General features: G+C 69.3%; 21 protein-coding genes. 9 read left to right on the forward strand and 12 right to left on the reverse strand.

Features of this window, described 5'->3' with window-relative positions; translation table 11 throughout:
• The first annotated feature begins 75 nt into the window (after positions 1-75).
• From KNO15_RS02300 to KNO15_RS02310, 3 genes are read left to right on the forward strand one after another with little or no spacing between them, the layout of a single operon-like run.
• A complete protein-coding gene (locus tag KNO15_RS02300) occupies positions 76-1,143 on the forward strand; it encodes an App1 family protein (RefSeq protein ID WP_241701797.1) in 1,068 nt (355 codons plus the stop codon).
• Positions 1,144-1,197: 54 nt separating this feature from the next.
• A complete protein-coding gene (locus tag KNO15_RS02305) occupies positions 1,198-2,274 on the forward strand; it encodes a winged helix DNA-binding domain-containing protein (protein WP_241701798.1) in 1,077 nt (358 codons plus the stop codon).
• A 32-nt stretch (positions 2,275-2,306) separates the two neighbouring features.
• The gene (locus KNO15_RS02310) at positions 2,307-3,380 is read left to right on the forward strand and encodes an FUSC family protein (RefSeq protein ID WP_241701799.1); all 1,074 of its coding nucleotides are present in this window, start codon (positions 2,307-2,309) and stop codon (positions 3,378-3,380) included.
• 52 nt (positions 3,381-3,432) lie between these two features.
• On the opposite strand, the gene KNO15_RS02315 is transcribed toward KNO15_RS02310, so the two are convergent.
• Genes KNO15_RS02315 through KNO15_RS23265 form a run of 6 tightly spaced genes read right to left on the reverse strand, consistent with a single transcriptional unit; the run spans position 3,433 to position 10,690 of the window.
• Positions 3,433-5,199 (reverse strand): proline--tRNA ligase, encoded by a 1,767-nt coding sequence (locus tag KNO15_RS02315; RefSeq protein ID WP_241701800.1) that lies wholly within the window; start codon positions 5,197-5,199, stop codon positions 3,433-3,435.
• Between the two features lie 47 nt (positions 5,200-5,246).
• Complete coding sequence (ispG, locus tag KNO15_RS02320; protein WP_241701802.1) at positions 5,247-6,404, reverse strand: flavodoxin-dependent (E)-4-hydroxy-3-methylbut-2-enyl-diphosphate synthase; 1,158 nt, start codon at positions 6,402-6,404, stop codon at positions 5,247-5,249.
• A gap of 55 nt (positions 6,405-6,459) precedes the next feature.
• On the reverse strand, positions 6,460-7,791 hold the full coding sequence (locus KNO15_RS02325; protein ID WP_241701804.1) for a M50 family metallopeptidase: 1,332 nt from the start codon (positions 7,789-7,791) through the stop codon (positions 6,460-6,462).
• A gap of 55 nt (positions 7,792-7,846) precedes the next feature.
• Positions 7,847-8,548 (reverse strand): hypothetical protein, encoded by a 702-nt coding sequence (locus KNO15_RS02330; protein ID WP_241701805.1) that lies wholly within the window; start codon positions 8,546-8,548, stop codon positions 7,847-7,849.
• A 46-nt stretch (positions 8,549-8,594) separates the two neighbouring features.
• Positions 8,595-9,680 carry a 1-deoxy-D-xylulose-5-phosphate reductoisomerase gene (gene dxr / locus KNO15_RS02335; protein WP_241701807.1) on the reverse strand — a complete coding sequence of 362 codons (1,086 nt, stop codon included), beginning with the start codon at positions 9,678-9,680 and terminating at the stop codon, positions 8,595-8,597.
• Positions 9,680-10,690, reverse strand: coding sequence for an FKBP-type peptidyl-prolyl cis-trans isomerase (locus tag KNO15_RS23265; protein WP_241701809.1), 1,011 nt, complete (start codon positions 10,688-10,690; stop codon positions 9,680-9,682). The genes dxr and KNO15_RS23265 overlap by 1 nt, the downstream gene beginning before the upstream one ends.
• A gap of 41 nt (positions 10,691-10,731) precedes the next feature.
• Here KNO15_RS23265 and KNO15_RS02345 point away from each other — a divergent pair, with 41 nt between their 5' ends.
• Genes KNO15_RS02345 through KNO15_RS02355 form a run of 3 tightly spaced genes read left to right on the forward strand, consistent with a single transcriptional unit; the run spans position 10,732 to position 13,811 of the window.
• Positions 10,732-12,078 (forward strand): aminotransferase class III-fold pyridoxal phosphate-dependent enzyme, encoded by a 1,347-nt coding sequence (locus tag KNO15_RS02345; RefSeq protein ID WP_241701811.1) that lies wholly within the window; start codon positions 10,732-10,734, stop codon positions 12,076-12,078.
• 10 nt (positions 12,079-12,088) lie between these two features.
• The gene (locus KNO15_RS02350) at positions 12,089-12,994 is read left to right on the forward strand and encodes a hypothetical protein (protein WP_241701813.1); all 906 of its coding nucleotides are present in this window, start codon (positions 12,089-12,091) and stop codon (positions 12,992-12,994) included.
• A 46-nt stretch (positions 12,995-13,040) separates the two neighbouring features.
• On the forward strand, positions 13,041-13,811 hold the full coding sequence (locus tag KNO15_RS02355; RefSeq protein WP_374113131.1) for a lysophospholipid acyltransferase family protein: 771 nt from the start codon (positions 13,041-13,043) through the stop codon (positions 13,809-13,811).
• On the opposite strand, the gene KNO15_RS02360 is transcribed toward KNO15_RS02355, so the two are convergent.
• Positions 13,808-14,305, reverse strand: coding sequence for a CGNR zinc finger domain-containing protein (locus tag KNO15_RS02360; RefSeq protein ID WP_241701815.1), 498 nt, complete (start codon positions 14,303-14,305; stop codon positions 13,808-13,810). The genes KNO15_RS02355 and KNO15_RS02360 overlap by 4 nt on opposite strands.
• Before the next feature lie 67 nt (positions 14,306-14,372).
• Here KNO15_RS02360 and KNO15_RS02365 point away from each other — a divergent pair, with 67 nt between their 5' ends.
• On the forward strand, positions 14,373-14,588 hold the full coding sequence (locus KNO15_RS02365) for a hypothetical protein (protein WP_241701817.1): 216 nt from the start codon (positions 14,373-14,375) through the stop codon (positions 14,586-14,588).
• A gap of 28 nt (positions 14,589-14,616) precedes the next feature.
• Here KNO15_RS02365 and KNO15_RS02370 read toward each other — a convergent pair whose 3' ends face one another.
• Complete coding sequence (locus KNO15_RS02370) at positions 14,617-15,090, reverse strand: OsmC family protein (RefSeq protein ID WP_241701819.1); 474 nt, start codon at positions 15,088-15,090, stop codon at positions 14,617-14,619.
• Positions 15,091-15,128: 38 nt separating this feature from the next.
• Between KNO15_RS02370 and gabT the strand changes: the two genes are divergently transcribed.
• Positions 15,129-16,484, forward strand: a complete 1,356-nt coding sequence (gene gabT, locus KNO15_RS02375) for a 4-aminobutyrate--2-oxoglutarate transaminase (RefSeq protein WP_241701820.1) — start codon at positions 15,129-15,131, stop codon at positions 16,482-16,484.
• The gene (locus KNO15_RS02380) at positions 16,481-17,479 is read left to right on the forward strand and encodes an asparaginase (protein WP_241701821.1); all 999 of its coding nucleotides are present in this window, start codon (positions 16,481-16,483) and stop codon (positions 17,477-17,479) included. Before gabT ends, KNO15_RS02380 begins: the two co-directional genes overlap by 4 nt.
• A 78-nt stretch (positions 17,480-17,557) precedes the next feature.
• On the opposite strand, the gene KNO15_RS02385 is transcribed toward KNO15_RS02380, so the two are convergent.
• From KNO15_RS02385 to KNO15_RS02400, 4 genes are read right to left on the reverse strand one after another with little or no spacing between them, the layout of a single operon-like run.
• The gene (locus KNO15_RS02385) at positions 17,558-18,382 is read right to left on the reverse strand and encodes an ABC transporter permease (RefSeq protein WP_241701822.1); all 825 of its coding nucleotides are present in this window, start codon (positions 18,380-18,382) and stop codon (positions 17,558-17,560) included.
• Positions 18,379-19,299, reverse strand: a complete 921-nt coding sequence (locus tag KNO15_RS02390; RefSeq protein ID WP_241701824.1) for an ABC transporter permease — start codon at positions 19,297-19,299, stop codon at positions 18,379-18,381. Before KNO15_RS02390 ends, KNO15_RS02385 begins: the two co-directional genes overlap by 4 nt.
• Positions 19,300-20,499: an ABC transporter ATP-binding protein gene (locus tag KNO15_RS02395; protein ID WP_241701826.1), complete on the reverse strand. Its 1,200-nt coding sequence runs from the start codon at positions 20,497-20,499 to the stop codon at positions 19,300-19,302.
• Positions 20,499-21,713, reverse strand: a complete 1,215-nt coding sequence (locus KNO15_RS02400) for an ABC transporter substrate-binding protein (protein ID WP_241701827.1) — start codon at positions 21,711-21,713, stop codon at positions 20,499-20,501. The genes KNO15_RS02395 and KNO15_RS02400 overlap by 1 nt, the downstream gene beginning before the upstream one ends.
• Between the last annotated feature and the right edge of the window lie 211 nt (positions 21,714-21,924).

Below are 21,924 nucleotides of genomic sequence, written 5' to 3' on the forward strand. Positions count from 1 at the left end.
ACACCGAAGTTTTGTCCCCCAGATCTGGGGGCTGCGTCGAGCCGATCGTTCACTCCATGAGAAACTGGTACCTCTATGACCTCCACCCCAGCCAAGCGCAGCGCGAGCGTCGAGCCCATCATGCACCGCGCCGCGCGCCTTGAGGACGCTTTCCACGAGTTCCGCGCCCGCCGTGCTCGCAAGCGCGGATTCCTGGAGACGGTCGTCCCCTACACGGGCTACGGAGCGCCGTCCTGGGTGCGCATCCTCGGCCGAGTCGTGCTGGCCAAGGAGCCTCGCCCCGGCAGCCGTGCCGAGCGCAAGCACCGCAAGCGCGAGGAGTCCATCCGCGGCTGGCGTTCGTTCATCAGCGTGCCTGTCGCGGACGTACCGGTCGTGATCGAGGTGGAGGGCGACCGCCACGAGGTGATGCCCGACCGCGGCGGCGTGATCGACACCGTCATCCCGGTTCAGCTGGCTCCCGGCTGGCACACGGTCAAGCTGACGGTTCCCGCATCCGCGCGCGTCTTCGAGGCGCCCGTCTACATCGTCGATCCCAAGGCCACTTTCGGCATCATCTCGGACGTCGACGACACCGTCATGGTCACCGCTCTCCCCCGGCCGCTGCTCGCCGCGTGGAACACCTTCGTACTCGACGAGCACGCGCGGGTGCCCACGCCCGGCATGTCGGTCCTCCTCGAACGCCTGGCCGCAGCGCACCCCGGCGCCCCGGTCATCTACCTCTCAACGGGCGCCTGGAACGTCGCCCCCACTCTCACCCGCTTCCTCTCGCGCAATCTGTTCCCCGCCGGACCGCTGCTGCTCACCGACTGGGGTCCGACGCACGACCGCTTCTTCCGCTCCGGCCGTGAGCACAAACGCACCAGCCTCGCCCGGCTGGCGGACGAGTTCCCCGGACTGCGCTGGCTGCTGGTCGGCGACGACGGCCAGCACGACGAGGCCCTCTATGGCGAGTTCACGACCGCCCACCCGGGAAACGTGGCGGCCGTGGCCATCCGGCAGCTGTCGAACGGTGAGGCGGTGCTCGCCGGCGGCCGTTCGAAGGCCGAGAAGCACAGCGAGATCTCGGGAGCGCCGTGGGTCTACGCTCCCGACGGCGCCGGGCTCCTCGATCAGCTCCGCGACCTCGACCTCGTGTCCTGACGCCCCTCTCCGCGCCGTGCACCGGCTGTCGGCGGCCTGCACCAGACTGACACCATGACGTCTCGCGCCGACCTGCTCCGGATGCGCCGCCTCGCGCACGCCATCGACGGTGAACGTGAGGCCGGCCCTGCCGACGTCGCCCGCCGGCTGCTCGCCGTCCAGGCACAGGACTTCGCCGCGGGATGCTGGGCGCTCGCGGTGCGCACGACGGGCGCGACGCGCGCCGACGTGCTCGCCGAACTCGACGCGGGGCGGGTCATCCGCTCGTGGCCGATGCGCGGCACGCTCCACTTCGTTCCGCCGGAAGACCTGCGCTGGATGCTCGGCATCACGACCGCCCGGATGGTCGCTGGTCTCGCCGCGCGCCACCGGCAGCTGGAGCTCGAGTCCCCCGACTTCGCCCGCGCCCGCGATCTCGTGACCGACGCGCTCTCCGGCGGCCGCAGCATCGGCCGGGCGGAGGTAATGGAGCTCTGGGAGAACGCCGGCATCGCGACGGGCGGCCAGCGCGGCTACCATCTGATCTACTTCCTCGCCCAGACCGGGGTGCTCTGCTGGGGGCCGACCCTCCGAACACAGCAGGCGCTTGTGCTGCTCGACGAGTGGGCGCCGACGACACGACAGCTCGAGCCCGACGAAGCCTGGGGCGAGTTCCTCCTGCGGTACCTTCGCGGCCACGGGCCGGCCACGATCAAGGACTTCGTCTGGTGGACGAAGGGTACGGTCGCCGGAGCCAAGACCGGGCTGGCTGTGCTCGGCGACGCCGTCACCACGCTGGAGGTCGATGGTGTCTCTTATCTCGTGACGGCCGACCTCGCCGATCGCGCGACGTCCACCCCGCAGACCCGCAGCGAGCGGGACGCTGTCGAGCTCCTCCCCGCGTTCGACGAGTATCTGCTGGGCTACCAAGACCGCCGTCCGGTCCTCGACGAGGCGCACTTCGAGCGGATCGTGCCGGGAGGCAACGGTGTCTTCCAGCCGACGATCGTGGCGCGTGGGCGCGTCGTCGGCACCTGGCGCAGGCCCGCGGGTGATGGCACGGTCGATCTTCAGCCGTTCGAGCCGTTGACCGCGACGCAGGAGCGCGCTGCTGCGCGGTCGGCGGAGGCCTACCGTCGTTTCGCCGTCTGAGACGGGAGCATTCTGCGGGCTACGCTGGTCACGTGGCTCCGAAGTTCCCGGTCAAGATCCAGCTGCCCGCGAACATCCGGGCCGCCTCGAGGGTGCCGTTCCTCCAGGTCGCCAAGACCGCCGCCGCGATGATCATCTCGTGGGGCATCGCGACGCTGCTCTTCCCCGGCGAGCTCCCGGTGTTCGCGGCGATCGCCGCCCTGCTCGTCGTGCAACCGAGCGTCAACCAGTCGGTCGGGCGCGCGATCGAACGATCGATCGGCGTGATCTTCGGCGTGGTGATCGCCTACGTCGTCGGGCTCGCCTTCGGGAGCAACACCTGGATCGTGCTCCTCACCCTGGTCGCGTCGCTCTTCCTGGCCTGGGCTCTCAAGCTCACGCCGGGCACGGCCAATCAGGTCCCGATCAGCGTCATGCTCGTGCTCTCGCTGGGGGCGGCCAATCTCGAGTACCCGCTCGCCCGCATCGTCGAGACCGTGCTCGGCGCAGCCGTGGGAGTGATCATCAACATCCTGGTGGTCCCTCCGGTGCTCACCGGACCGGCCCGCACGTCCGTCCTCACGCTCGGCAGGGAGATCGCAGCGACGCTCGACCGGCTCGCGGCGGCGCTCACGAGCCGGCCGACCCCCGGCGAGCGGGACGCCCTCCTGATCGAGGCGCGCCTGCTGCGTCCGATGGAGAAGAAGACCGAGGCGGCGCTCACAGCCGCCGACGAGAGCCTCACGCTCAATCCGCGGCAGTCCCGCCACCGGGCCGTGCTGGAGCACGACCAGGAGCTCTTCGCCCGGTTGCGCCCGCTGATCACCCGTTCGCTCGGGATGACCCGCGCCTTCCACGACCACTACGACGACAGCCTCGCGGACGAGCCGACGATCGCCGCGATCGCGGACGAGCTCGAGCGTTCTGCGCACGATCTCCGGCTGCTCTCGCGCGATCCCGACGTCCCGGTGGCGGAGCCGTCCACCGAGACCGCGGGACTGCCCGTGCTGACCGCGCCCCTCGTCATCACGACGCCGAACCCCCGGCACTGGGTGCTCATCGGCTCGCTGATGGAGGACCTGCGCCGGATCCACGCCGAGATCACCGGAGACGACGACGCCGCCTGAGCCGTGCACCCGGCACGGTCAGGCGGCGTGAGCGGCCGTTGCCGGCCGGTCGTCAGGCGGTCAGCGCCGCGATCGCCTCCGCGAGCGGGAGCGTGGCGCGCTCGCCCGTGCGGCGATCCCACAGCTCCACCTCGCCGTCGGCGGCGCCGCGGCCGGCGACCAGGACGCGCGGGATGCCGATGAGCTCCGCATCGCCGAACTTGACGCCGGGCGACACCTTGGGTCGGTCGTCCAGCAGCACCTCGAGCCCGGCCGCCTCCAACTCTGCGGTCGCCTGCTCCGCCACGTCGAACGCGACGGCGTCGCGGCCGGCGGCCACCACGTGCACGTCGAACGGGGACACGGCTGCCGGCCAGACGAGACCCTTGTCGTCGTTGTTCTCCTCGGCGATGATCGCGAGGATGCGCGTGACTCCGATGCCGTAGGAACCCATTGTGACGGTGACGAGCTTGCCGTTCTCGTCCAGCACCTTCAGGCCGAGGGCGTCGGCGTATTTGCGGCCCAGCTGGAAGACGTGGCCGATCTCCATGCCGCGCGCGAGCTCGACAGGGCCGGAGCCGTCGGGAGCGGGGTCTCCCGGCTTGACCTCGGCGACCTCCACGACACCGTCCCAACCGAAGTCCCGCCCAGCGACCAGGCCGAAGACGTGCTTGCCGTCGAGGTTCGCGCCGGTGATCCATCCCGAGCCGTCGACGACGCGGGGGTCGACGACGTAGCGGATGCCGGTCGCGGACTCCTCGCCGAGCACGGCGCCGTCTGCCGACCACGGGCCGATGTAGCCCTTGACGAGGCCAGGGTGCTTGCGGAAGTCGTCCTCGGTGGCCGCATCGACCTCGGCGGGTGCGAACGCCACCTCCGCGCGCTTCAGGTCGACCTCCCGGTCGCCGGGCAGGCCGACGACCACGAGCTCGCGCGTGCCGTCGAGGTGGGTGAGGGCAAGGACCACGTTCTTGAGGGTGTCCGCTGCCGTCCAGGGGCGACCGTCGGGCCGCGGGTGCTTCTCGTTGGCGACATCGACGAGAGTCTGGATGGTGGGGATGTTCGGGGTGTCGAGCACCTCCTGCGGTGTGAGGCCCTCGTAGCCGCGGGTTGCCGGCGGCGTCGAGGTGAAGGCCTCCACGTTGGCCGCGTAGCCTCCGGCCGACCGCACGAAGGTGTCCTCGCCGACCGGGGTGGGGTGCAGGAACTCCTCGCTTCGCGACCCTCCCATGGCGCCGGCGTCGGCCTGAACGATCACGTAGTCGAGGCCGAGGCGCGTGAAGATGCGCTCGTAGGCGTCGCGCTGCGCCATATAGCTGGCGTCGAGGCCCTCGTCGGTGTAGTCGAACGAGTAGGCGTCCTTCATCGTGAACTCGCGGCCGCGGAGCAGCCCCGCGCGCGGACGGGCTTCGTCGCGGTACTTGTCCTGGATCTGGTAGATCGACAGCGGCAGGTCTTTGTACGACGAGTACAGGTCCTTCACGAGCAGCGTGAAGACCTCTTCGTGCGTGGGCGCGAGCAGGTAGTCGGCGTCTTTGCGGTCCTTCAGGCGGAAGATGCCGTCGCCGTACTCCTCCCAGCGTCCCGTCGCCTCATAGGGCTCGCGCGGGAGCAGCGCGGGGAAGTGCACCTCGTGCGCTCCCGCCGCCGTCATCTCTTCGCGGATGATCTGCTCGATCTTGCCCTTGACGCGCAAACCCAGCGGCAACCACGCGAAGATGCCCGGCGCCTGGCGACGGATGTAGCCCGCGCGCACGAGGAGCTTGTGGCTGGTCACCTCCGCGTCGGAGGGGTCTTCACGGAGGGTGCGGAGGAAGTAGTTCGTCAGGCGAGTAGGCACCGTTCCATGTTAGTGGTGCGGTGGAGGTCGGCTCGGCCGCGGGCGGGCTAGTGGCCGACGGTGACCGTCGGCTCGCCCGAGGCGACCTGGGCGGCCTCCATCTCGGCGGCGATGCGGTTGGCCTCGGCGATGAGGGTCGATACGATCTCGGCCTCCGGCACGGTCTTGATGACCTCGCCCTTGACGAAGATCTGGCCCTTGCCGTTGCCGCTGGCGACGCCGAGGTCGGCCTCGCGGGCCTCCCCCGGCCCGTTGACGACGCAGCCCATGACCGCCACGCGCAGCGGGACGCTCATGCCCTGCAGTCCCTCGGTCACGCTGTCCGCGAGGGTGTAGACGTCGACCTGGGCGCGTCCGCAGCTCGGGCAGGACACGATCTCGAGCTTGCGCTCGCGCAGGTTGAGCGACTGGAGGATCTGGAGGCCGACCTTGACCTCCTCGGCCGGCGGGGCAGACAGCGAGACGCGGATCGTGTCGCCGATGCCCTCCGCGAGCAGGATGCCGAACGCGGTCGCGGACTTGATGGTGCCCTGGAAGGCGGGGCCGGCCTCCGTCACGCCGAGGTGGAGGGGCCAGTCGCCGCGCTCGGCGAGCTGCCGGTAGGCCTTGACCATGACGATCGGATCGTTGTGCTTGACGGAGATCTTGAAGTCGTGGAAGTCGTGCTCCTCGAAGAGGCTCGCCTCCCAGACCGCGCTCTCGACGAGCGCCTCCGCCGTCGGCTTGCCGTACTTCTGCAGCAGGCTCGGCTCGAGGGAACCCGCGTTGACACCGATGCGCAGCGACACTCCTGCGGCCTTGGCGTAGGCGGCGATCTTGCCGACCTGGTCGTCGAACTTGCGGATGTTGCCCGGGTTGACGCGCACGGCCGCACAGCCGGCGTCGATGGCCGCGTACACGTAGTTGGGCTGGAAGTGGATGTCGGCGATGACGGGGATCTGGCTCTTCCTGGCGATGATCGGCAGAGCCTCGGCATCGTCGCGGCTCGGCACGGCGACACGCACGATGTCGCACCCGGAGGCCGTGAGCTCGGCGATCTGCTGCAGGGTCGCGTTGATATTCGTCGTCGGCGTCGTGGTCATCGACTGCACGCTGACGGGGGCGTCACCGCCGACCAGGACCTTTCCGACACGGATCTGACGGGACTTGCGACGGGGTGCGAGGGTCTCGGGGACCTTGGGCATCCCCAGGTTGATTGCTGCCACCCGACAATCCTACGCGTGCGGGTGGGAGGTGGCTGGGCGCGGCCGGGGAGCCGGCTCAACCGAACAGATTGACCGGCTTCACGATGTCGGCGTACATCAGCAGGAGGCTCATCCCACCCAGGACGACGACCACGGCCATCGTGAGCGGCATGAGCTTGGCCATGTCCACCGGTCCCGGGTCGCGTCGCTTGAAGAGCTTCGCGATCGAGCGGCGGAAGCCCTCCCACAGCGCGCCGGCGATGTGCCCGCCGTCGAGCGGCAGCAGCGGGATGAGGTTGAAGACGAAGAGGGCGACGTTGAGCGAGGCCAGGATGCCCAGCATCGTGTAGACCTTGTCGATCACGGGGACGCCGTCGAGCGCGGTGAGCTCACCCGCCGCGCGACCGACGCCGACCAGGCTCATCGGGCCGTTCGGGTCGCGCTTACCCGAGCCGAAGGCGGCGTTCCAGACATCGACCATCCGCTGAGGGAGGTGGATGACGACCCCGACGACGGCGCCGGTCTGCGCCCCCACCGCAGGCAGCACGGACGTGATCGGCTGGGGAACGAGCTCCGGAACCGAGCCGATGCCCACGAATCCGGCGGTCAGCGTCTCGGTGCTGCCGTCCCCGGCCTTCACGATCTGCCCGTTCGCGTCCGTCTTCGCTACGGTGTTCGTCTTCGGGACGAGTGTGACCGTGCGCTCCTGGCCGTCGCGCCGCACGACGACGGCGAGCGAACGGTCGGCCGAGTCGCGGATGATCGCCGTCGACTGCGCCCACGTCGTGATGGCCTGGCCATCGATGCTGACGATCGTGTCGCCCGGCTTGAGGCCGGCAGCCGCGGCCGGTCCCGCCGGATCGCCCGGTGCGCAGGTCTGGCTGGTCGATGTCGCCGGCAGGACGCACTGGTTCACCGAGCCGATGGTCGTCGAGTTCTGCGGCGTGCCGAACCCCATCAGGATCACCCCGAAGAGCACCGTCGCGATCAGCAGGTTCATGAACGGGCCGCCGAACATGATGATGATCCGCTTCCAGACCGCCAGGCGGTAGAAGGTGCGGTCCTCCTCGCCGACCAGGACGGTCTCCGAGCTCGCGGTTCGGGCGTCCTGCACCATCGCCTGCATGAAGCCGGTGGTCGCGTTGCGGCCGCTGCCGCCCTCCTTACCGGGCGGGAACATCCCGATCATCGAGATGTAGCCGCCGAGCGGGATCGCCTTGATTCCGTACTCGGTCTCACCCTTCTTGACCGAGAACAGCGTCCGGCCGAACCCGATCATGTACTGGGTGACCTTGACGCCGAACAGCTTGGCCGGCACCAGGTGGCCGATCTCGTGCAGCGCGATCGACAGCGCGACGCCGATCAGGATGATGACGACGCCGAGGATGAAGAGCAGCACGGAATCCACGTGGACAGGTTAGCGGCGATCTCTTGGAGCGAGCCCCATGCGGTATGAGTGCGAGCTATGCGCCGCCGAACATGGCAGGCGCGGAGATCCAGCTGATCGGCCCCGGCCACGGGCGGGCGCCCACGAGCACGCCGACCGCCCCGCCCTCGACCTCGGGAGAGCCCGGAGACCTCTCGACCAGGACCCAGCTCTCCTGGCTGCCATCGGGCATGGTGGCCGAACTCTGCCCTGATCCGGCGACGGGTTGTGCGTTCTCATACGGCTCACCCACTGCCACGCCGACCGTGGTGCCCAGAGCGACATCGCCTGCTGCGGCGGCGGAGAGCATCACACTCCAGGCCGGCGTGACGAGGTAATCGTAGGTGACCGGCGCCCCGTAATGATGGTCGACGACGCGCAGGCCGCCGAACTCGGTCAGCGTCGAGGGGACGGTGTGGTTCGTTCCCCCGGCCTCGGAGGTGGCCGTCGGAGCACCGAGCACCGCAGTCAGCGCCGCGATCGCCTGCGCGGGGTCAGTGCGGTAGTCGAGCAGGGCGACCGTCTCCGTACCGTGCTGCAGGTGCAGGCCGTCACCGCCGACGAGTATCGCATCGACGGTCGAGAGCGGATCCGCCGACGCCGATCGCGACGGAGTGGACGTCGACGACGATGCAGTGGCCGTCGGCACTGGAGCGCCGGCCTTGCCGGAGCAGGCCGCCAGGAGCAGCACTCCGATGGCTACCGCCGCGACCGCGATGACGGAGCTGATGCGCGCCATGATCCCCCTGAACGAACGCACACAAATACTGATGGTGAGCGGTAGCCTACGCGGCGATGATCGCGTCCGCCGTCGAACGCGCCCAGCGCTCCGCCTCCGCGAGCGTTTCGAGGTCGAGGTCGGCCGCCGCCTCGTGCTCGTCCACCACCCGCTCGACCGTCTCCACGATGTCGAGGTAGCCGATGGCGCCGGCGTGGAACGCCGCGACCGCCTGCTCGTTCGCGGCGTTGAAGACGGCCGGGTACGTCGAGCCGGCCGTGCCGACGCGCTTCGCCAAAGCGACGGCGGGGAACGCCTCGTCGTCGAGCGGCTCGAACGTCCAGCTGTGCGCCCGCGACCAGTCGAGCGGCGCGCCGACGCCCGGCACGCGGTCGGGCCAGCCCAGGCCCAGCGAGATCGGGAGACGCATGTCGGGGGGCGACGCCTGCGCGATCGTGGAGCCGTCGACGAACTCCACCATCGAGTGGACGACCGACTGCGGATGCACAGTGACGTCGATCCGGTCGTAGGGGACGTCGAAGAGCAGGTGCGCCTCGATGACCTCCAGGCCCTTGTTCACCAGGGTCGCGGAATTCGTCGTCACGACCAGCCCCATGTCCCACGTCGGGTGCGCCAGCGCCTCCGCCGGGGTCACGTCGCGCAGCGACTCCCTCGACCGCCCGCGGAACGGCCCGCCCGATGCGGTGAGGACCAGCCGCCGCACCTCCGAGGCGGATCCGGAGCGCAGCGCCTGCGCGAGCGCCGAGTGCTCCGAGTCGACGGGGACGAGCTGGCCGGGAGCAGCAGCCTCCTTGACCAGCGCTCCCCCGACGATCAGCGACTCCTTGTTGGCCAGGGCGAGCATGGCGCCGGTCTCCAGCGCAGCCAGGGTCGGGCCGAGGCCCACGGAGCCGGTGATGCCGTTGAGCACCACGTCGGCTTCCACCTCCCGGATCAACCGCACGGAGTCCTCGGCCCCGAGCGCCGTCTCGCGGATCCCGAACCGCTCGGCCTGCTCGGCGAGGAGATCGGCGTTGCGCCCCGCGGTCAGGCCCACGACCTCGAACCGGCCCGGGTTCGCGGCCACGACGTCGAGCGCCTGCGTGCCGATCGAACCGGTCGACCCGAGGATGACGACGCGGCGGGCATCCATCAGCGTGTGGTGCCGAGGATGTCGATCACGAAGACCATGGTGTCCGTGCCCTTGATGTCGCCCTGGCCGGCCGACCCGTAGCCGTCGGCAGGCGGCACGATGGTGATGACCTGTGAGCCGACGGTTTGACCCTCGAGGGCCTTTTGGAATCCCTTCACGACCTGGGTCGTCTGGAACGACGCGGTCTCACCGCGGCTCCAGCTCGAGTCGAATACCTGACCGTTTCGCCACAGTACCCCCTTGTACTGGATCGTGACGCTGTCGCCTGGGAGGACGGTCTCGCCCGAGCCCTTCTTGAGGATCGCGATCCGCGTCTCCGTGGGCGGATCGGCCTTCGGGATCGTGATGGTCGGCTCACCGGTCTTGCTGAGCTTCACGGTCGGGAATCCCGCGGTGGGTGCGACAGGAGTCCCGTCCGCCTTGGTCGGCAGTTTGGGCGGGATGTTGACGATGTCGGCGAGCAGCACGACGGGAGCATCCTGCTTCAGGCCGAGCTTCGAGTACGACGTGCCGAACGCCTGCTCTGCCGTCGAGGTCACGACGACGCGCGAGCCGACGGTGAGGCATTCGACCCCTCGGACGAATCCGGGAAGCCACTTCGTGTCATCGACGGGCGCATCGACCGCGGCCTGGTCACCGAAACCTTCGGGTGCGGCGATCTCCTTGCCTGTCGTACCGTCGTAGGCGGCGAGTCCCAGCCCGACGGTCTCGCCCGCCTTCACCTTCGGTCCTGTGCCCTTCACAACGACCGTGCGCTGGATGTCCGTCGCCTTGAGCGGAGTCGTGAAGGTCACCGTCGGAGTCTGTCGGAACTCGCCGGACACCTTGATCGAGTCGGAGACACTCCCCGGTTTCACGTTCTGACAGGTCGCCACCGAGGCCGACGTGGACGATGGGGACGGCGTCGAGCCGTTGCCGGAGCTGCTGCACGCGGCGAGGCCGGCGACGACGAGGGCGGCTGTGAGGACGGAGAGGGATCTGCGCACGATCGCCCAGTCTGCCGCATCCACCTCGGTCCCCGCTGAACGGACGCTCCGGAAGCGCCCATACGATGGAGGTCATGACCCGTGACTTCTCCGTCCCCCAGTCCCGCCACCTCGTCACCGAGCTGCCCGGCCCGCGGTCGGTCGAGCTGCAGCAGCGCAGAGCCGCCTCGGTCAGCCGGGGCGCCGGGACCCTGGCGAACATCTACATGGAGTCCGGTTCCGGGGCCATCCTGGTCGACGTCGACGGCAACCGTCTCATCGACCTGGGCTGCGGTATCGGCGTCACGACCATCGGCCATGCCCACCCCGCGGTCGCGGCCGCGGCCGCCGAGCAGGCCGCCAAGCTCACCCACACGCTGTTCACCGTGACGCCGTACGAGAACTACGTGCGGGTCGCCGAGAAGCTCGCGGAGATCACCCCCGGCGAATTCGAGAAGCGCAGCATCCTGGTCAACTCCGGTGCGGAGGCCGTCGAGAACGCGGTGAAGATCGCGCGCAAGCACACGGGCCGCCGCGCCATCGCGACCCTCGACCACGCGTTCCACGGCCGCACCAACCTGACCATGGCGATGACCTACCGCCCCTGGCCGGAGCGCGCCGGAATGGGCCCGTTCCCCGGCGAGATCTACAGCCTCCCGATCAGCTACCCGTTCCGCGATCCGGAGGGGATGACCGGCGAGGAGGCCGCCGAGCGGACGATCGACTACATCACCACCCACATCGGAGCCACCGAGCTCGCGGCGCTGTTCGTCGAGCCCGTGCAGGGCGACGGCGGCATCATCATCCCGGCCCCCGGCTATTTCAAGCGGCTCTCTGAGTTCTGCATCGAGAACGGCATCGTGTTCGTCGCGGACGAGATCCAGGCCGGCATCGGCCGCACGGGGACGTGGTACTCGATCGAGCACCACGGCGTCGTCCCCGACCTGGTGACCAGCGCGAAGGGCATCGCGGGCGGCTTCCCGCTGGCCGCCGTGACCGGCCGCGCGGAGATCATGGACGCTGTGCAGCCCGGCGGCATCGGCGGCACCTTCGGTGGCAACCCGGTGTCGACCGCCGCGGCGCTGGCCGTGTTCGAGGCCTTCGAGCAGGAGGACCTGCTCGCGGAGGCCCGCCGCGTCGAGAAGGCGCTCTGGGCGCGCATCGGCGACTGGGCCGAGCGGTTCCCGGTCGTCGGCGAGGTGCGCGGCGTCGGGGCGATGTTCGGGATCGAGCTCGTCGTTCCCGGCACGAAGAAGCCGAACCCGGAGGGGCTGAAGGCCGTGCTCGCACACGCCACGGCCAACGGCGTCATCCCGCTCGACGCCGGAAGCTGGGACAGCGTCCTCCGCCTCCTGCCGTCCGTCGTGATCAGCGAGGAGCTGATCGACGACGCGGCGACAGTGATCGAGGAGGCGCTCGGCCGCCTCGGCTGACCGGCGCAGCATGCACCAGACACGTCGGCACGTCGTCGCCACGGTCCTCGCGGCCGCGGCGGCTCTGACCGTGCTCCCTGCGTTCGACACGCCGGCAGCCGACGCCGTCCCGCCGGCCCGCGCTAGCCTCCCGGCCGCCGCGGCGACCGCCGCGCCTGGCTTCGACCCCGGCGACATCATCAGCGACGACAGCTTCTACAACCCGTACGCGATGACCGCCGCGCAGGTCCAGCGGTTCCTGGAGGCGCGCGACTGCACCCCGAAGGACGACTCGCCGTGCCTCGCGGACTTCCGCATGGACGTCCCGCGCACACCGGCGTCCCCTAAGCGCTGCGCGGCCATCCCCGCGCGCACGAGCGAGCGGGCCAGCAGCATCATCGTCCGCATCGCGCAGGCGTGCACCATCAGCCCACGCGTCCTCCTCGTGCTGCTGCAGAAGGAGCAGTCGCTGCTGACCACGCCCAGCGCCGGCGGCTACCAGAAGGCCACGGGGTATGCCTGCCCGGACACGGCGGCCTGCGACGCGCGTTACTTCGGGTTCTTCAATCAGGTGTACCGCGCGGCCTGGCAGTTCCGCGAATACACCGCGCACCCCGGCGACTGGCGCTATCGGATCGGCGCGAACGACATCCAGTTCCACCCCGACACCACGTGCGGGTCGAGCCGGGTCGAGATCGTCGATCAGGCGACCGCCAACCTCTACAACTACACGCCCTATCAGCCCGACGAGCAGACCCTCGCCCACCCGACGGGCCCGGCCGGCGCCTGCTCCGCCTACGGCAACCTCAACTTCTCCCGACTCTACGACCGATGGTTCGGCGACCCGCGCGCCGTGCGCTACCCCGGATTCCAGCTGCCCTGCCTGACCTACACCGGAGGTCACGGGTGCGCGCCGATCCGCCCCTTCCAGCTCTGAGCGACGCATGCCGGCCGAGGCATACGAACGGAACTAACCTCGTTCTGTGAACCAGCGCACTCCCGACGACGGGCAGCCGACCGCGGACGATGTCGTCCCGCGCCCCGGGCTCCTCTATTTCGTGGGCCGGCACGTGGTCGCACCACTGCTCCGGCTCATCTACCGGCCCAAGGTGATCGGCACGCGCAACGTCCCCAAGCACGGCAAGATCATCCTCGCGAGCAACCATCTGTCGTTCATCGACTCCCTGGTGATCCCGATGACCGCGCCGCGGCGCGTCCAGTTCCTGGCCAAGTCGCACTACTTCGAGGGCACGGGCGCGAAGGGAGCGGTCTCCCGCGCGTTCTTCACGGCCATCGGCGCCGTCGGCGTCAAGCGCGGAGCGGGCCAGGCGGCCCAGGAGGCGCTCGAGCAGTCCCGGCGCATCATCGACACGGGCGCCGCGTTCGCCGTCTACCCCGAAGGCACCCGTTCCCTCGACGGCCGTCTCTACAAAGGCAGGACGGGAATCGGCTGGCTCGCGCTCACGACAGGTGCGAAGGTGGTGCCGGTCGGCCTGATCGGCACCGCCGACGTGCAGCCCGTCGGCGCGAAGCTCCCCCGCGTGCGCCCGATCACGATCGCCTTCGGCGAGCCCATCGACGTCGCGCACTACGGCCCGGCCGACTCCGGCCGAGCGCGACGCCAGGCGACCGACGAGATCATGGCCGCCATCCACGCCCTGACCGGGCAGGAACTGGCCGGGATCTACAACGAGTCCCCGCCGGCCAACACCGTCGAACGCGTCAAGCGGGCACTGCGCCCCGAGCGCCTCTAGTCTTCGGCGGCCGACGTCGACCCGGCGTGCTCCTCGCGCCGGGAGCGGAACGTGCGGGCCTTCTGGCGATTGCCGCAGACCTCCATCGAGCACCACTGCCGGGAGCCGTTGCGCGATCCGTCGTAGAACGCCCAGCGGCAGTCGTCGCCGCCGCACAGCTTCACCCGTCCGAGCTTGCCCTGGATGCTGAGCACCACCGAGCTGGCCACCGCCGCCTCCGCAGCGGTGCGCGCGCTCAGCTCGACCGCACGTTCGCCACACGCTGTCGTCAGCTGCACGGCGGGCAGGTCCGCCTCCTCACCGTCGACGACCTGGCGCAGCGCGTCGCGCACGCGGCGGGCCTCGGCCGGCTCCCCCGGTTCGACACCGTGCTCGCGCGCCCAGGCCGCGAAGCCGGACGCGTCGTCGAGTGCGTCCGTCTGCTCCTCGACATCGAGCGTGTTGAGGAACGCGACCAGGTAGTCGGCCCCGAGATCAGGCCCATTCGTACGCATGTAACCATTGTAACGCAATAGCAGGTTACGCTAGGCTGTAACCACTCAAAGCCGATAGGTGGTTATCATGCATCCGCTCGTCTTCTGGTCCATCTCGCAGGACGCCCTCCTTCGCCGGCGGCAGGACGAAGCACTGCTCCGGGCGCAGCGCGATTCGGGTATCGAACAGCCGGCTCCGCTCACCCGCGACGAACGCTGGGTCGCCGCCATCCACCGCTGGGCCGCGGCCCAACCGGTGCCGACGCCGTCGGAGGCCCCGCGCCTGCGGGGGCGCGCGATCTGAGGGACGGGCCTGAGGCCGGCCGCCGGTCTCAGGCGAGCGTCAGGAGCTCCGGCTCGTGACCGACCGGGAAGTTGACGCTCGCCGCGATGAAGCACTTGGCCGCCGCCGGAGCATGCAGGGAGGCGGCGAGCTCGGCCTGCGCGGGGTCGGCGATGGTGACCTTCGGACGGAGGACCGCGCTGGTGAAGTGACCCCCGCCGTCATTGGTCTGCTCCATCACGCCGGTCGCGCGATCCGTGTAGCCCACCACGACGACGCCGGCTCGGGCGGCCTCCGCCAGATAGCTGAGCATGTGGCACTGGCTGAGGGCGGCGAGCAGCAGCTCCTCCGGGTTCCAGCGGTCGGTGTCCCCGAAGAAGGCGCGGTCGGCCGACCCCTCGATGGAGTGCTTGCCCTCAGCGCTCACCGTATGGTCACGCCCGTACGACCGGTAGCCGCTGGTGCCATCGCCCCGGTTGCCGGTCCACTGCACATCGATCTCGTAGCGGTGCTCTAGCTTCATGCGTCGATTCTCGCACCCCGGCTAAACTGGCCAGCATCATGACTGACACCCTGAGCACGCCCACGTTCACCGTGGAGCAAGAACGCCGCATCGTCACCGCCGTCCCCGGCCCCAAGTCTCAGGAGCTGCACCAGCGACGCCTCGCCGTCGTCCCGACCGGCGTGTCGTCTGCGCTCCCCGTCTACATCGCGCGCGCCAACGGCGCCATCCTCGTCGATGTCGACGGCAACCAGTTCGTCGACTTCGGCGCGGGCATCGGCGTCACGACCGTCGGCCACACCGAGACGGCCGTCGTCGCCGCAGCGGCCGACCAGCTGCAGGACGTCATCCACACGCTCTTCACGATCACGCCCTATGAGGAGTACGTGCGCGTCGCCGAGCTCCTCGCCGAGCGCACACCCGGCGATCACGCCAAGAAGACGGTGCTGGTCAACTCGGGCGCGGAAGCCGTCGAGAACGGCGTGAAGATCGCTCGCAAGCACACCGGCCGCCGCGCCGTCGCGGTGCTCGACCACGCCTACCACGGCCGCACCAACCTCACCATGGCGATGAACTACAAGGCGATGCCCTACGCCACCGGCTTCGGCCCGTTCGCCGGCGACGTTTACCACGCCCCGAACTCCTACCCCTACCGTGACGGCCTCAGCGGCCAGGAGGCGGCCGCCCGCACGATCGCCTACCTCGAGAAGGTCGTCGGAGCCTCCGACCTGGCCTGCCTCGTCGCAGAGCCCATCCAGGGCGAGGGCGGCTTCGTGGTGCCGGCAGAGGGCTACCTCACCGCTCTCCAGGAGTGGTGCACCGCGAACGGCGTCGTGTTCATCGCCGACGAGATCCAGAGCGGCATGGCGCGCACCGGCGCCTACTTCGCGAGCGAGCACTTCGGTCTCGTCCCTGACCTGGTGCTCAGCGCCAAGGGCATCGCCGGCGGCCTCCCCCTCGCTGCGGTCACGGGCCGTGCCGAGATCATGGACTCCGCGCAGCCCGGCGGGCTGGGTGGCACCTTCGGAGGCAACCCGGTCGCCGCCGCTGCCGCTGTCGCGGTGTTCGAGCAGATCGAGAAGGGTGACCTCCTCGCCCACGGCGCACGGATCGAGAACGCGCTCAAGCCTGCGCTCGAGAAGCTGCAGCAGAAGTACGACATCATCGGCGACGTGCGCGGCATCGGAGCGATGGTCGCCGTCGAGCTGGTGCAGCCCGGCACGGCTCAGACCACCAAGACACCCAACCCGGACGCGGTGAACGCGATCATCGCCTACGCCGCCCAGCGCGGCATCCTGTTCCTCAACGCGGGCACCTGGGGCAACGTGCTGCGATTCCTGCCGAGCCTCGCGGTGTCCGACGCGCTCATCGCCGACGCCGTCTCGGTGCTCGACGACGCCTTCGCCGCGCTGTGACCCCGGAGGTCTTCGGCACCGGCGAGGCGGTCGAGCTCGCGGTCGTCGAGCGCAGCGGCTTCGTGGAATCGCGGCACGCCGGCTCGGCCGTCGTGCTCGGTCCCGACGGCGCTGTGGCGATCTCGCTCGGCGCTCCGGAGAAGCCGGTGTTCCCGCGCTCGTCGCTCAAGCCGTTCCAGGCCGTCGCCGTCATGGGCGCCGGTGTGCACCTGGAGGGTGCGGCAGCGGTGCTGGCGACCGCCAGCCACGCCGGCACCCCCGCGCACATCTCGGTGGTCCGCGGCCTGCTCGCGCAGGCCCAGCTGACGGAGGATGCCCTGCTCTGCCCCGCCGACTGGCCGCTCGACGCGTCCGCGCGTGAGGCGGCGATCCGCGACGGCGCCCAGCGCAGCCCGGTGTTCATGAACTGCTCCGGCAAGCACGCGGCGATGCTGCTCGCCTGCCGGGTCAACAACTGGCCGTTCGAGAGCTATCTCGATCCGCAGCACCCGCTGCAGCAGCACATCCGCGACACCACGGAACGCCTGACCGGCGAGAAGGTCGTGGCCACCGGGGTCGACGGCTGCGGCGCCCCCGTCCACGCCATGTCGCTCCTCGCGCTCGCGCGCGGCATCCAGCGCATCGGAACGGCCTCCGACGGCTCGCCGTTCGCACTGTTCCGCAACGCGGCACAGCTGCGCACGGCCGTGCTCGCCGACGGCTGGGCGATCGATGGGCCGGGGCGCGCCAACACGGTCGTGATCGACGAGCTGGGGATCTTCGCCAAGCTGGGCGCAGAAGGGGTCATGGTCATGGCGGCGCCCGATGGCACGACCGTGGCGCTCAAGATCCTCGACGGCAGCCTGCGTGCCGCCACGATCGTGGCGCTGTCGCTGCTCGCCGACGCCGGCGCGCTCGATCGCGCTGCGATCGACGCCGTCGCACCGAAGCTCGACCTGGCCGTCCTCGGCCGCGGCGCCCCCGTCGGCACCATCCGCGCCTCCTACGCCCGCTGACCCACGCCGAGGGGTACGCAAACGCCCCTAAAACTCAGTTTTAGGGGCGTTTACGTACCGCTCGGTCGGCGGTGCCCGCTACTGGGTGGCGCGAGCGAGGCGGCGCGCGCGGGCGGCGGCGGTGAGCTGGGTGATCAGGACCACGAGGATGGTCAGGATGAACACCGCGGACGCGATCACGTTCGCCTGGGCCGGGATGCCGCGCGACGCCGCGATGTAGATGTACATCGGGAACGTGGTGACCGCACCGGCGTTGAAATTCGTGATGATGAAGTCGTCGAAGCTCAACGAGAACGACAACAGGGCGGCCGACAGGATGCCGGGCAGGAGCAGCGGGAACGTGATCCGCCAGAACACCGCGTTGGGCGACCCGTACAGATCGCGCCCCGCCTCCTCCAGCGCCGGGTCGAGCGACGCGACGCGCGCCTTCACCGTGACCACCACGAAGCTGATGCAGAACATGACGTGGGCGATGATGATCGTCCCGAAGCCCTTGTTCACGCCCAGGCTCAGGAACTGCGCCGCAAGGCCGGCACCGAGCACGACCTCCGGGCTGGCCATCGGCAGGAAGAGCAGCAGGCTGGTCTGGGAACGGAACCGGAAGCGGTAGCGCATCAGGGCGATGGCGATCATCGTCCCGAGGACCGTCGCGATCACGGTCGAGACGATACCGATGATGATGCTGGCCGTGAAGGCGTCGCAGATCCCGGCCGCGTCGCACACGTTCGTCCAGTTGCGCAGGGTGAAGCCGCGCCACGCGATGTTGTTCTTGATCGCGTCGTTGAAGGAGAACGCGAACGTGTAGACGATCGGGATCAGCAGGAAGGCCAGGGCGAGGAAGGCGTAGACGCCCAATCCCAGGCCGCGGAAGCGGAAGCGCGCGCGGGGCTCGGTGGTCGTCACAGCAGGTCCTCCGTTCCGCTCCGCCGCACATACAGCCCGACGATGACCAGGATGACCGCCATCAGGACCACTGACATGGCGGCCGCCGTCGGATAGTTCTGCAGCACGAGGAAGTTGCTCTCGATGACGTTGCCCATCATCGAGGTGTCGGCCGCGCCGAGGAAGTCCTGGGACGCGTTGATGTAGTCGCCCGCCGCCGGGATGAAGGTCAGCAGCGTCCCCGACACGATGCCGGGCATCGACAGCGGGATGGTCACCTTGCGGAAGGTCGTCCAGTTGCTCGCATAGAGGTCCTGGCCGGCCTCCAGCAGCCGGGTGTCCAGTCGTTCCAGCGTGGAGTACAGCGGCAGTGTCATGAACGGGATGAAGTTGTACGTCAGACCGAAGATGACCGAGAACGGCGTGCCGGTGATGTGGGCGTCCGGCGGGAGGATGCTGAGCGCCTTGAGCGAGCTCGCTACCCACGCGTCGTCACTGAGGATGGCTTTCCACGCGAGCGTGCGCAGCAGGAAGCTGATGAAGAACGGCGCGATGACCAGCGTCATCAGGAGGTTCTGCAGCACCGGACGTGCCCGCATCTTCACTCCGATGAAGTAGGCCAGCGGATAGCTGATCACGAGCGCCGCAGCGGTCGCGATCAATGCGTAGCCGAACGAGCGCAGGATCTGCGGCCAGTACTCGGAGATCGAGTCGGTGTAGTTCTGCCACTGGAACGCGGCCTGGTATTGCCCGATGTCGCCCTCGGGCACCGGCGCCTGGAACGACGTGATGATGAGCGACACCAGCGGGGTGAGGAAGAACAGCACCAGGTAGAGCACACCCGGGAGCAGCAGGACCAGCGCGATCCCCGACTTGCGGCGGACGGCGGGTTCCTGATCCCTCGTCGCCGGAGGCCCTGTGAAGGCGGCGATCGCCATCTATGCCTCCTCCAGCTCGGACAGCAACCGCTCCTTCGCCTGCGCCGCCACCGCCTGCGTGTCGGTGTCGTCGGCGAAGCGACCGTCGGCCGGGGGCTCGTCCGCGAGCACGAACGTGTGGGAGGGCTCCCACGACACCCAGACCTCGTCGCCGAACCCGGCTGCCGGCCCGCTCGCCAGGTTCTGGGCGAACACGACCACGGTGCCGAGGCCGGCGACGTCGACCAGGTACTGCGTGCTCACGCCGCTGAACGACACGTCGATGACCCGGCCGGGACCGAGGCGGTTCGCGCCGGACGGGATGGTCTGCTCGGCCGTGTGCAGCGTGAGCTTCTCCGGACGGACCCCGACGGTGACCGTGCCGGACGTGCGCTGGGCGCGCGAACGCGGCACCTGGATGCGCGCGCCGGCGACCTCCACGCCGAGCGTGTCGCCTGCGCCGTCGAACACCGGCCCGACGAAGAGGTTCGACTGGCCGAGGAAGTTCGCCACGAACACCGTCGACGGCAGCTCGTAGAGCAGCTCGGGCGCACCCATCTGCTCGATCCGGCCCTTGTTCATCACGGCGACTGTGTCGGCCATGGTCATGGCCTCCTCCTGGTCGTGGGTCACGTGCACGAACGTCAGGCCGACCTCCGTCTGGATCGATTTCAGCTCGAGCTGCATCTGCCGGCGGAGCTTGAGGTCGAGAGCGCCGAGCGGCTCGTCGAGCAGCAGCAGCGCCGGCCGGTTGACGACGGCGCGCGCCAGGGCCACACGCTGCTGCTGGCCGCCGGAGAGCTGGGCGGGGCGACGGGCGGCGAGGTGGTCGAGCTCGACCAGCTGCAGCGCTTCGTGCGCCTTCGCCACCGGGTCGCCGATCTTGCGGCGGCGGAGGCCGAACGCGACGTTCTCGAGGATCGTCATGTGCGGGAAAAGGGCGTAGCTCTGGAACACGGTGTTGACCGGCCGCTGGAAGGGCTTGGTACGTGTCACGTCCTGCCCACCGATGAGGATGCGGCCCTCCGTGGGATCCTCCAGGCCGGCGACGAGCCGAAGCGTCGTGGTCTTGCCGCAGCCGCTCGGGCCGAGCAGTGCGAAGAACGACCCCGCGGGGATGGTCAGGTCGAGGTTCTCGATGGCCGTGAATCCGGGGAACCGCTTGCGGATGCCGATCAGCTGCAGGTCGGCTCCGGACTCGGCGAAGACTCCCTTCGGCATCAGGCCCCCAGGATCACTTTCTGGAACGCCGCCTGGTACTTCTGCTCCTGGGCCGGCGTGAGGGTGCGGAAGACGTGCACCTTCGAGAGGGTCTCCTCGTCGGGGAAGATCAGCTGGTTCTCCGCCAGCTTCGCGTCGATCTTCACGGCCGCCTCCTTCGCGCCCTGCACGGGCGTGATGTAGTTGACCCACGCGGCGACCTCTGCCGCGACCTCCGGCTCGTAGTAGTAGTCGATGAGCTTCTCGGCGTTGGCCTTGCGCGGCGAGCCGATCGGGATGACGAAGTTGTCGCTCCAGAGCGTGCCACCGGCCTCCGGGATGGCGAACTGCCAGTTGTCGCCGGCCTCGGCGTTCAGCTGGGTGATGTCTCCCGACCAGCAGATCGCCGCGAGCGTGTCACCGGACTTCAGGTCGTTGAGGTACGAGTTGCCCTTGATGTTGCGGATCTGGCCGTCGTTGACCTCCTTGGTCAGGGTGTCGATGGCCTTGTTGAAGTCGTCGTCGCTGAACTCCTTGGAGATGTCGACGCCCTGCTGCAACAGGAGGAGCCCCATCGTGTCGCGCATCTCGCTGAGCACGCCGACCTTGCCTTTGAGGTCGGGCTTCCAGAGGTCCTCGATCGACTTCAGACCGTTCGGCAGCTTCTCCTTGTTCCAGCAGATGCCGGCGAATCCGCTCTGCCACGGCAGCGACTTCGCCCGCCCCGGGTCGAAGTCGACGTTCACCAAGTTCGAGGTGAGGTTCTTCTTGTTCGGGATCGCCGCCTGGTCGAACGACTGCACGTAGCCGAGGCGGATCCAGCGCGCGATCATCCAGTCGGTGAGACAGACGGTGTCGGCGCCGATGTCCTTGCCGAGCGCGAGCTGGTCCTTGACCTTCGCGTAGTAGGTGTTGTTGTCGTCGACGGCGACGTCGTACTTGACCTTCAGCCCGGACTGCTTCTGGAACGCCTCCAGCGTCGGGTACTTGCCGTTCTGGTCCTGGTCGAGGTACGCCTGCCAGTTGGCCCAGGTGAGGGTCTTGTCGGTGCTCGACTGGTCCTTGGCGGGCGTCGGCTTGCTGGAGGCCCCTCCTGTCGAGCACGCGGCCAGCGCCAGCGCCGCGGCACTGGCGGTCGCGCCGGCGAGCAGACCGCGGCGGGTGAGTTGCGAGGCACGAGCCGATTGCACCAGTTGGCGGATCATCGGGTCGTTCGGGAGAGGCCTGTTCTTCACGTGCGGAGCTCCTTCGGGTCTGGCTGGTGGTACCTGCAGGGCGATCCGCCGGGGCACTGCGTCGTGCCTCGGGGTGGGTAGATCCTGGCACACCACCGACGCGATCCGCACCCATCGGAGACCGAATCGTCCATCTTGAAACATGATCGTCACGAAATCCGCGTCGATTCGCCCGAAAGACGCGGGAAACCGCACACGGCGTCTCCCCCGC

This window comes from Leifsonia shinshuensis, from assembly GCF_022606355.1.
GTDB lineage: Bacteria > Actinomycetota > Actinomycetes > Actinomycetales > Microbacteriaceae > Leifsonia > Leifsonia shinshuensis_B.

What these genes read in the sequence shown, in the direction of transcription:
- KNO15_RS02300 (WP_241701797.1), top strand. Translation starts at nt 76, where the DNA reads ATGACCTCCACCCCAGCCAAGCGCAGCGCGAGCGTCGAGCCCATCATG.
- KNO15_RS02305 (WP_241701798.1), top strand. Translation starts at nt 1,198, where the DNA reads ATGACGTCTCGCGCCGACCTGCTCCGGATGCGCCGCCTCGCGCACGCC.
- KNO15_RS02330 (WP_241701805.1), bottom strand. Translation starts at nt 8,548, where the DNA reads ATGGCGCGCATCAGCTCCGTCATCGCGGTCGCGGCGGTAGCCATCGGA.
- dxr (WP_241701807.1), bottom strand. Translation starts at nt 9,680, where the DNA reads ATGGATGCCCGCCGCGTCGTCATCCTCGGGTCGACCGGTTCGATCGGC.
- KNO15_RS02345 (WP_241701811.1), top strand. Translation starts at nt 10,732, where the DNA reads ATGGAGGTCATGACCCGTGACTTCTCCGTCCCCCAGTCCCGCCACCTC.
- KNO15_RS02350 (WP_241701813.1), top strand. Translation starts at nt 12,089, where the DNA reads ATGCACCAGACACGTCGGCACGTCGTCGCCACGGTCCTCGCGGCCGCG.
- KNO15_RS02360 (WP_241701815.1), bottom strand. Translation starts at nt 14,305, where the DNA reads ATGCGTACGAATGGGCCTGATCTCGGGGCCGACTACCTGGTCGCGTTC.
- KNO15_RS02365 (WP_241701817.1), top strand. Translation starts at nt 14,373, where the DNA reads ATGCATCCGCTCGTCTTCTGGTCCATCTCGCAGGACGCCCTCCTTCGC.
- KNO15_RS02370 (WP_241701819.1), bottom strand. Translation starts at nt 15,090, where the DNA reads ATGAAGCTAGAGCACCGCTACGAGATCGATGTGCAGTGGACCGGCAAC.
- gabT (WP_241701820.1), top strand. Translation starts at nt 15,129, where the DNA reads ATGACTGACACCCTGAGCACGCCCACGTTCACCGTGGAGCAAGAACGC.
- KNO15_RS02390 (WP_241701824.1), bottom strand. Translation starts at nt 19,299, where the DNA reads ATGGCGATCGCCGCCTTCACAGGGCCTCCGGCGACGAGGGATCAGGAA.
- KNO15_RS02395 (WP_241701826.1), bottom strand. Translation starts at nt 20,499, where the DNA reads ATGCCGAAGGGAGTCTTCGCCGAGTCCGGAGCCGACCTGCAGCTGATC.